Source organism: Isosphaeraceae bacterium EP7 (genome assembly GCA_038400315.1).
GTDB lineage: Bacteria > Planctomycetota > Planctomycetia > Isosphaerales > Isosphaeraceae > EP7.
Window position 1 is genome coordinate 3,458,998 of the sequence record CP151667.1, and the last position, 10,094, is coordinate 3,469,091.

6 protein-coding genes are annotated in these 10,094 nt (G+C 65.7%); 2 read left to right on the plus strand and 4 right to left on the minus strand.

Annotated elements, in window-relative coordinates:
• Positions 1 to 18 precede the first annotated feature (18 nt).
• Positions 19 to 1,593: a Gfo/Idh/MocA family protein gene (locus tag EP7_RS13400; protein WP_463528345.1), complete on the plus strand. Its 1,575-nt coding sequence runs from the start codon at positions 19 to 21 to the stop codon at positions 1,591 to 1,593.
• A 233-nt stretch (positions 1,594 to 1,826) separates the two neighbouring features.
• Here the strand turns inward: EP7_RS13400 and EP7_RS13405 are convergent, their stop codons facing one another.
• A complete protein-coding gene (locus EP7_RS13405; protein ID WP_463528346.1) occupies positions 1,827 to 4,085 on the minus strand; it encodes a PAS domain-containing hybrid sensor histidine kinase/response regulator in 2,259 nt (752 codons plus the stop codon).
• A gap of 534 nt (positions 4,086 to 4,619) precedes the next feature.
• On the opposite strand from EP7_RS13405, the gene EP7_RS13410 reads away from it, so the two are divergent.
• The gene (locus tag EP7_RS13410) at positions 4,620 to 6,002 is read left to right on the plus strand and encodes a TAXI family TRAP transporter solute-binding subunit (protein WP_463528347.1); all 1,383 of its coding nucleotides are present in this window, start codon (positions 4,620 to 4,622) and stop codon (positions 6,000 to 6,002) included.
• Positions 6,003 to 6,132: 130 nt separating this feature from the next.
• Here EP7_RS13410 and EP7_RS13415 read toward each other — a convergent pair whose 3' ends face one another.
• From EP7_RS13415 to EP7_RS13425, 3 genes are all read right to left on the minus strand, one after another.
• Entirely contained in the window at positions 6,133 to 7,941 is a 1,809-nt protein-coding gene (locus EP7_RS13415; RefSeq protein ID WP_463528348.1) for a sister chromatid cohesion protein PDS5, read from the minus strand.
• A gap of 242 nt (positions 7,942 to 8,183) precedes the next feature.
• Positions 8,184 to 8,600 (minus strand): (2Fe-2S) ferredoxin domain-containing protein, encoded by a 417-nt coding sequence (locus tag EP7_RS13420; protein ID WP_463528349.1) that lies wholly within the window; start codon positions 8,598 to 8,600, stop codon positions 8,184 to 8,186.
• 69 nt (positions 8,601 to 8,669) lie between these two features.
• Positions 8,670 to 9,881 carry an alpha/beta fold hydrolase gene (locus tag EP7_RS13425; RefSeq protein WP_463528350.1) on the minus strand — a complete coding sequence of 404 codons (1,212 nt, stop codon included), beginning with the start codon at positions 9,879 to 9,881 and terminating at the stop codon, positions 8,670 to 8,672.
• Between the last annotated feature and the right edge of the window lie 213 nt (positions 9,882 to 10,094).

Below are 10,094 nucleotides of genomic sequence, written 5' to 3' on the forward strand. Positions count from 1 at the left end.
ACCCAGAGGGATCCAGCCATGTACCTGACGCCTGAGCAGCGGGCCCTGGGCCGAGACAACGCCAACGTCGTGATCGGCTCCACCCGGCGCGACTTCCTCAAGGCCGCCGCGGCCGTCCCCGCCGCCGGCGCCTTCTACTTCGGCTACGAGAAGATGGGGGACAAGCCCGCCGTCCGCGCCGCCATCATCGGCACCGGCAACGAAGGCTGCCAGGCGATGATCCGCGACCACAACCGCGAATACGTCAACTACATCGGCTTCTGCGACGCACGCCCCAGCCAGCAGGCCCGCGCCCGCGAGGAATTCTCCAAGCACAAGGACTACACCAAGGACGACGTCGCAAAGCTCAAGAGCTACGCCGACTACAAGGAGATGCTCGCCGACCCCGACGTCGAGATGGTCGTCATCGCGCTGCCGCTCTGGCTGCACGCCCCCATCGCCATCGAGGCCATGAAGGCCGGCAAGCACGTCTTCTGCGAGAAGCTGATGGCCCACAATGTGGGCGAGTGCAAGGAGATGGTCCGCACCGCGCACGACAAGAACAGGCTCCTCGCCATCGGCCACCAGCGCCACTACTCAGCCCTGTACGACAACGCCAACTACCTCGTCCAGAACGGCCACCTCGGCGAGATCCGCCACATCCGCGCCCTCTGGCACCGCAACAACGCCATCCCCATGATCGAGAAGGACAAGGACGGCAAGCTCCGCTACGACGGCAAGGGCGACCCCGTCTACCTCCGCGACGACGCCGGCAACGTCCGCTACTACGACTCCTGGAAGCCCGACATCCCCGAGGCCGACAGCAAGATCGACTTCGCCAAGTACGGCTACAAGAGCCTGGACGAGCTGATCCGCTGGCGGCTCTACGATCGGACGGGCGCGGGCCTGATGGCCGAGCTGGGAAGCCACCAGCTCGACGCCTGCTCGATCTTCCTGGGCAAGATCCACCCGCTCTCCGTCAGCGGCGTCGGCGGCTCGTTCTTCTTCCGCGACGGCCGCGAGGTTGACGACCACGTCTTCGTCACTTTCGAGTTCCCCGGCAAGGAGGGGCCGAAGGACAAAGACCGTGTGGTGGTCACCTACTCGTCGATCAACACCAACGCGTTCGAGCCCTACGGCGAGACCGTCATGGGCACCCGCGGCACGATGATCGTCGAGCAGGAGCGCGAGATCATGCTCTTCAAGGAGGCCGACCGCAACAAGTCGGGCGGGGGCCCCTCCCGCACCACCTCCGTGACCGTCGAGACCAAGGCCGGCGGCAAGCCCACCGTCGAGGCCAGCCCCACCGCCGCCGGCCCCTCCGCCGCCTCCAGCCTGGGCGGCCTGGCCACCGCCGACCCCTCGCGCGGCTACCGCGAAGAGCTCGAGCACTTCGCCTACTGCATCCGCCACGGCGACGCTTCCAACTATCACGCCGACGAGAAGCACCGCCCCCGCTGCCGCGGAGAGGTCGCCCTTGCCGACGCCGTCATCGCCCTGACCAGCAACCTGGCCATGCGCCAGCGTCGCCGGATCGAGTACGACGAGCGCTGGTTCGACTACACCTCCCCCGAGGTCCCCGAAGGCGCCGCCGGCACCATCGCCCGCTCCTGAGCATCCAGCCAACCGGCCCGGCGATTTGCCCGAAAGGCCTTCGCCGGGCCGGCCGTTCGCCCCTGGTCATCGGCGAGGTTTCACACACCTGAAACCTGTCCGCCAACCTCGTTCAGACCTGGCGTCGCCCCGGCAAGCCCGAGGCCGAGATCCTGGCGTTCGACAGAACCGCGACCTCCTCGACGGGGGAGGAATCGTGTTGCGGACGTATCGAGTGGCGAGGAACGGATCGGCTAGATCGTCTGCGTCGTGAAGATTGACATGAGCGTCTCGTAATCGACGGGCTTCACGATGTGATGATCGAACCCCGCATCCTTCGACCGCCGGAGGTCTTCGGGCTGGCCGTAACCGGTGACGGCGATGATGAGCGAGTCTTTGCAGCACTCGTCCGACCGTAGGCGCTTCACGACCTCGTAGCCGTCCAGGCCGGGAAGGCCGATGTCGAGCAGGATGATCTCGGGATGGTGGGCACGGGCGGCCTCGATGGCGGCTTCGCCTTCGTAGGCCACCTTGACGTCGTGCCCGAGGAGCTTCAAGAGTCGCGCGATACCCGATGCGCTGTCGGTATTGTCGTCGACGACGAGCACCCTGGAACTCGGCCGGGCGACGCGTGGCAAGCTCCACGGTCGGGGCGGTTGCTGCGGGGTCGACTCGTCCATGGCGGGCAGACGGACCGTGAAGACGCTCCCCTTGCCGGGGCCGTCGCTCAGGGCGACGACGCTCCCGCCGTGCATCTCGGCCAGCTTCTGGACCAGCGTCAGGCCGATGCCCAGGCCCCCTTCGGACCGCGCGATCGTCCGGTCGCCCTGGGAGAAGAGCTCGAAGATCCGTGGCATCAGGTCCGGGGCGATGCCAATGCCGGTGTCTTCCACGGTGATGACGATCTCGGGGCCGTCGTGCCGCGCCGAGAGCGAGATCTTCCCGCCGGCGTCCGTGTACTTCGCCGCGTTCGTGAGCAGGTTGATGAGGATCTGCTCGAGCCTCAGGGGATCGGCATCGAGCCTCAGGCCCACGTTGATGAGCGACAGATTCAGCTCGTGCTTACGCTCCTCCAGGAGCGGGCGGACGGACTCGACGGCGCTGCTGACGATCGGCGAGAGCGTGACGCACTCTTTCCTGAGGCTGATCTTCCCGCGCGAGATCCGAGAGACATCGAGCAGGTCGTCGATCAGGCGTGCCAGGTGCTTCACGTGCCGGATGACGACGTCCTTGGCCCAGACGAGGTCTTCCTCGGTCTCGAGCTGCCCCAGAAGATGCGCCGCGGTGCTGATCGAGGAGAGCGGGTTCCGGAGTTCGTGGGCCAGCATCGCCAGGAACTCGTCCTTCCTTCGTTCGGCCTCCTGACGCTCGGCCTCGATGAGCTTCTCCTGCGTGATGTCGCGACCGATCTTCGACGCCCCGATGACACGCCCCTGAGCATCTCGGATGGGCGAGACGGTGAGGGAGACGTCGATCACGACGCCGTCCTTCCGCATGCGCTTCGTGTGGTAGTGGTCGATCCGCTCGCCTCGGCGGATCCGCTCCAGGATCTTCGGCATGTCCTCGACCAGCTCGGGCGGCATGATCGCCGAGATGTGCTTCCCGATGACCTCCCCGGCGGAATATCCGAGGACGCGCTCGGCCCCCTTGTTCCAGCTCGTGATGACGCCGTCCAGGGTCTTCGAAGCGATGATGTCGTCGGACGACTCGACGATGGCGGCCAGTCGCTCGTTTAGCTCGTGGGCCCTTATCTGTTCCGTCACGTCCCGTCCGACCTTCGAGGCCCCGATGATCAGGCCTTCCGAATTCCTGACCGGGGAGACGGTGAGGGAGACGTCGATGATGGTGCCGTCCTTCCTCCTGCGTTTCGACCGATAGTGGTCGACCTTCTCGCCCCGTCGCACACGGCTGAGGATGGTCTCGGTGTCCTCGATGTATTCCGCCGGCATGAGCATCGAGACGTGCCGGCCGATCACCTCGTCGGCGGAATATCCGAGGAGCCGCTCGGCCCCCCCGTTCCAGCTCGTGATGATGCCGTCCAGGGTCTTCGACACGATGATGTCGTCGGACGACTCGATGACGGCCGCGAGGCGCTCGTTGGCCTCCTCGGCCTGTCGCTTCTCGGTCACATCCCTGAACACCAGGACGACGCCGGTGATGGTTTCCTGATCATCGACGATCGGTGCGCCGTTGGCTTCAATCGGCCTCTCCGTCCCCTCACGGGAGATGAGCACCAGATGGCTCGCGCGGTTCACGTCATGGCGCGTCGCCAGGATCCGATCGACCGGGTTCTCGACGGGCTGCCTGCTCACTTCGTTCACGACGTGGAAGATCTCGGCGAGGGCCTTGCCGCGCGTCTCGGCCGCCGTCCAGCCGGTGAGGAACGCGGCGACCGGGTTGATGAAGAGGATCCGGCCCATCCCGTCGGTGGCAATGACGGCGTCGCCGATGCTCCTCAACGCCGTCGAGAACCAACGCTCGTCGAACTGGGATGACTGGACCGATTCGTTCATAGGTCGTCCGAATGCCGAAGCCGGGGCTCGGGGTTCTCAGTCGCGGGGCGGCGGAGACTCGTCAGCTCAGTCCTGATCGACGCACACTCAAATCGACTCAAGCGAGGAAGGCCGATTGTAGCAGGAAGTGAAGGATTGCGAAGGACCGCGAGCGGGTCGAGGAATCGACCATCCGCGGTTTTTCCCATGGTCCCCCTCGGGCGGATCATCGGCCTGACAACCCTTGGGATGAAGACGAAGGACGGCGTTTCCCGAGCCGATGATCCGCTGTAGACTTCGACGTTGAGAACGCTGAATCCGCCTGTCAGCCTCGCTGAGGCTTGGCGTCAACTCAGCAGTCGTGAAGCTGGGATCCTGGCCTTCGACGGATCAGATGAACGCGCGGGCCGAGAAACCCTGGCCCGAACGCCGCACCGAATTCGACGATCGCTGAGTCGACTTGACGTTACCCCCCGAGTTTTTCGGCGTCGCCTCCATCGTCGGGCATTCTTGACGTTCATCAATGTTCTCGCGGCGCTTCCAGGAGATCGGTCCTTGCGTTCCTCATCCACGCCAATCGCGACGACGGTCAGGCGACGCAGGCGGCGAAAGACCGCGCTGGGCGCCTGGATCTGGATCCTCGGATCTTGCATCGCCGTGCTGATCGCGACCTATCTGATCTTCGTCGAGCCGCCGCCCCCTCGCAAAGTCGTCATCGCCAGCGGCGGACGAGACGGGGCCTATCACCGATATGCCCGGAGATACGCCGAGGAATTGCAGAAGGTCGGCCTGACCGTGGAGGTCCGCGAGACGGCGGGCTCGGTGGAGAATCTGAGCCTGCTGGGGCAGGATGACTCGGGCGTGGCGGTCGCCATCGTCCAGAGCGGCCTGGCCGGCCCGCAGGATGTGCAGCGGTTTCAGGCCCTGGGCAGCCTCTACCACGAGCCCCTCTGGGTCTTCCACCGCGGCGAGAAGCCGATCGAACGCCTCAGCCAGCTCGCCGGAAAGCGCATCGGAGTCGGCCCGACGGGCAGCGGCACCCACGCGATCGCCATGCAATTGCTCGCGGCCAACGGCCTGGTCGAATCTGGGACTTCCTCCGGGAACCCGCGAGCCGTCCTGGTCCAGGGGCCCGTCGCCGATGCCGCCAAAGTGCTGCGGAAGGGAGAGCTGGATGCCGCCTTCATCGTCGCCGCCTTCGAGGCCGAATACGTCCAGGCCCTCCTGACTGATCCCCATGTGACCTTGATGGATTTCGGCCAGCGCGAGGCCTACCACCGCCGCTTCCGCTTCCTGGCCCCCGCCACCCTGCCGGCCGGATTGGTCGACCTCGGCCGCAACATCCCCGCCCGGGACGTCGCCCTGCTCGCCCCCACCGCCATGCTCGTCGTCCGCAACGACTTCCACCCCGCGCTCGTCCCGCTGCTGCTCACCACCGCGACCCGCATCCACGGAAAGGGCGACGAGATCTCCAAGCCCGGCGAGTTTCCCGCCTCATCCTTCTGCGACCTCCCCGTCAGCGAAGACGCCAGGCACTTCTACAAGTCAGGCCCGCCCGTCCTCCAGCGCCTGCTCCCCTTCTGGCTGGCCTCCCTCGCCGACCGCGTCAAGGTGATGCTCATCCCCTTGATCATGCTCCTGATGCCGCTCTTGAGAGCTACCCCGCCCTTGATGCGTTGGCGAGCCAGGCGCAAGATTTACCTCTGGTATTCCGACCTCAGGGAGATCGACCAGAGGCTCGCCGCCGGCCTTTCCGCCTCCGAGATGGACGAGGAACTCGCCCGCCTCAAGGAGATCGAGCACCAGGTCGCCTACATCGAAGTGCCCCTCAGCTATATGGAAGAGTTCTACCACTTGCGCATGCACCTGGCGATGTTGCAGCACCTCTTCGAAATGCGAGCCAAGGGCGAGCCGACCGCCGTGGACGCGTCGCTCTGAGGGGAATTCCGTCCGCCCCTGTCAATTCGGTGTGGTGTCGTTTTCCCCCTTCGAAGGCCATCGCACACCGATCGGCGGTTGCCATTCCCATGCCTTGTAAGCCCTTGACGAAGGCTTGACGACGGAGCATTCACGGGGTGCTCTCATCCTCGATGGAGAGCAGGGCGTTCGCTGCGGCATTCTTGACCGCGCCGGAGCGATGGGTTTTCATCTCGCGAATCGCGGGGATGGCCGCCGCGGCCTTCGGCCCGAACAGGCCCAGGGCCTCGACCGCCCTGAGGCAGGAGTTCCAGTTCCCGGACTGGAGGACGGGCCGCAGGGCCGCGATGGCCCGGTCCGACGATGGTTTCCCTGGCGCGATCATGCCGAGTGCCATGGCGGCCGATTCCTGTCGCTCAAAAGAATTCGCATGCGAGGAATCTTCGAGTAAGCCGATGAGGGCGGGGACCGCCTCCTCGGCCGCCGGCCCGAACTGGCCGAGGGCGACGGCCGCCCAGCCGCGTCGGCTGATGGGGCCCGAGCGCACAACCTCGATCAAGGCCGCGATCACTTCCTTCGCCTTTGCGGTCCGTGGAGCGATCTGGCCCAACGCCGAAGCGGCCTCGCTGGCGGGCTCGAGGTTGTTGAAGGGACCCCGGTATGGTGCCGACTGGGGGTCGAACGGCTCGTTCAGGATGCGGACTAATTCTGGGATGGCGCCGGCGGAGTAGGCCTTGAATTCGCCGAGCAGCCGGACAACTTGGCTCCGCACCTTCGCGTCCGCGCTCTTCAAGCTCGGCATCAAAACGGGGATGACGTTCGGCGTGACGGCGGGTGACTTGAACGCGAAGCTCAACATGGTCAGGCAATGGTCACGCATGGAGGGATCGGGGTCGTTCTCGGCGAGCCGGAGCAGGATGGGGACCCATGGATCGAGCCCCTGTCGGTATGGGCTCAGGCCGCTGACGGCTGCCCTACGAATTTTGGACTCCTGATCCTTCAGGCTCTCGGCAAGCTCTCGGTGCGGGTCGCCGTTTTCGTCAGGAAGCGAGGAGATGGCCTGGATCACCGCGAGCCGGACCCCGGAATCGGGATCGTCCAACCTGCCGATCAGCGCGTGAATGACGGCCTTGCGATCGATCAGGGGAGTCGCCCCGATGACGAACCTCGGTGAGGTGATTAATCCCAGGTTGGTCGCCGTCCTGGACCGAACGTCCGGATTCGAATCCCCGAGGCGGCGGATCAGGGCCGTCGCCGCGGGCTGGACGATCTCATCGCCCGATCTCGACTTTGACTTCAGCGCACAGGAACCGACCGATCCCAGGGCATTGACCGTCGCGAGCCGGACCGCCGGATCCGAATCCTCGAGGCGGCGGATCAGGGACGTCACCGCATCGCGTAAGGACTCCCTGCCAGATCCCGATTCCGCCAAGCTGGAGCCAATCGAACCCAGGGCCTCGACCGCCGCGAGGCGGACGTCGCTCACGTGATCCTCGAGGGCGGCGATCAGCGGGTGAATCGCGACCGAGCTGTCCCCCGCGTTGAGACGCTCCAGCGCCACGATCGCGGTCACACGCTCGGTCGGCTCGCCGGACTGGAGGGCACCGATCGCCTGTTTCTGGATCGCTCGGGCCTCGATGAGCACCGGGTCGTTGTTCTCCGACAGATGCCGCCAGGCCCAAAGGACTGCCCCGCAGCACGCGACCAGGACGACGAGCGTCCTCACGCCCTGGCGGGCTCGGCGACCCTTCCTTGGACCGTCGGCCCTGGAAATCGAAGCGACATCGCTGCTCGAACTCATGAACTGCTCCCGACTTCGTGGCCCTTTGGCGGTCGAGGCAGGCGGAGTCACGGGCGATGCCGCCATGAACCGCCCCCTGCGGGACCCCTGTGTCGCATCGAATTGTATCAACCGGGCAGGTGGGTGTGGAGCGATATGACCGAACGTGTTCCGCGGCAACCGGCGTTCCCCGCGCTCTCGGGTTGTCCGGGACCGAAGAGATGTTGCCGGACCTCCTGGTCTTCTTCGCCAGTGATGCGCGGCGTCTTCTCCCGCTCGCCCTGCTCTTGGGCCGTCATTCGCACGGCGGTCGACCGGATGAGTGCCACGGCGAGGCCGAAGAGGAGAGAAATCGAGGAGATCGGCGCGACTTTCGATTTTCCCACGAGTCGAGACCGATCAAGATGTCGCGAACCACAAATCTATCGGCCGCTCTCGAAGGCGGTCCCCATTGCGCACAGCGGGTTCCGCGCGAACGCGTACTCCTCGACGACCTTCCCGCCGACGATGTGCTCGTCGATGATCCGATCCAGCACCTCGGGCGTCACCGAGTGGTACCAGGTCCCCTCGGGGTAGACGACCATCAGGGGGCCGCTCCGGCAGATGCTCAGGCAGTCGACCTGGGAGCGGTAAACGCGGATGCCTTCATTTGCCAGCGCCTTGAGCCGCGTTTGAAGTCGTTTCCGCGTCTCCTTCCCCTCGTCATGGTCGCCGCGGCAATTTGAGTGAGAGCAGAGCAGGACGTGCCGCGAGAAGCCGCCGTGGCCGTCCAGAGAGATTCCTCGCGACCTGGCTTTCTTCGTTGCCTTTTTGATCCCGTCTTTTGACGAATCGTCCACGCTAGCAGCCCCCCGGACGCTCGTTGACGCACGTTTCTGGTGCATCATCGTAACCGAACGGAGCAGGGGTTAGCGACTGGGGCCCTGGGGGGTAGGCATTGGGTGCGGATGGCCCTGGGGCGATCCGACTGCGCCGGGCTGGTGCCGGTCGAGCCAGTCGATCAGGGGGGGGAAGACTTCGCGGGGGGCGTGGCGGCTCCAGACGAGGTCGCAGTGGCCGTAGTCGCCGTAGTGGCCCTCGGCGGCGCCGAAGCGGAGCATCGTCTTGTCGGTGCTGCCCAGCCCGTTGAAGGTGATGACGCTGGCGGGGACGTCGGCGACCATGTCGGCATCGCCGACGACGAGCAAGGTCGGCGTGGTGATCTCGCCGATTCGATTCGCGTAGTCGATCTTGCCGTCCGCGGAGAGCAGGTGGCCGTCTTCCAGATACGACGCCAGTTGCTTGAACGCCAACCGGCTGGGGGCTTCCAGCGTGTAGCCGTAGAACCTCGAAACCGTCTCGTTGTCGACGTTGTGATCGGCGAAGTAGTACTTGTCCACGCGGCTCAGGCCCGGCGGCCTGTACAACATCAGGGGCCTGGCCCAGCGGCCGGTGCTCGAGAACCGCAGCAACACCCGCAGGTTGCGCGTGGCGCGGATCATCTTGGGGTCGGTCGGGTTGGCAAGCAGCGGTGCGGCGCCCATGCTCACGAAGCTGGCGATCCGATCGCGATGGGGCGAGATCTCCAGGAACGCATACATCAGCATGCCCCCCAGGCTGTGCCCCACCCAGTCGACCTTCTCGTGGCCGGTGACGTCGCGCACGTAGTCGAGCACGGCGGGGACGTCCTGATGGACGAGGTCGTCCATCGACCATTCCCCCTCGCCGATCTCCTTCAGGGGGGTCTGCCGCAGCAGGGTATTCACCTTCCCGCGGGCCCCGACCTGGTAGCTGCCGCCGGCCCCTCGGGTGTCGAAGACGAACACCTGGTAGCCACGCGCGACGAGCTGGCTGGGCAAGTCGTTGTCGGCGATCGTCCAGAACGTGCCGTTCAATCCAAGCCCGTGGCAGAGCACGACGGGACGCTTGTTGGGGTCGATCACCGCCGGGCGGAAGTGCCTGACGCCCAGCATCCAGCCGTCGGCCGTGGCCGCATAGCCGTCGGTGCAGGGGCGTAAGTCGGCGTCCGAGGCGCGGGTTCGCATCGAGGCGCAGCCCGTCAGGCTGGCGCACACCAGGGCGAAAATTCCGCCGACCGCCCATCTGGCGCGCGATCCCTCGCGGTCCATACGGTGAATCAAAGACCGGCCTCGCCTTCCACGACGCCCACCATCCTCGGGCCGTCCCTGGCCCGCACCGCCACACTCTGCCATCTCCGCCCCGATCGATCAAGATCGACCCATGAACGGCGTCGGCAAGTCCTCCGCCGTACTCAGTGTCGGGCCGATTTTAGATCGGCAACCGATTCCTCAGAAATTGGCAAATGCCAGCCCCCTCCGTCGCCAGCCCGCATC

Coding starts and splice junctions, on each gene's coding strand:
- EP7_RS13400 (WP_463528345.1), top strand. CDS start 19: ATGTACCTGACGCCTGAGCAGCGGGCCCTGGGCCGAGACAACGCCAAC.
- EP7_RS13405 (WP_463528346.1), bottom strand. CDS start 4,085: ATGAACGAATCGGTCCAGTCATCCCAGTTCGACGAGCGTTGGTTCTCG.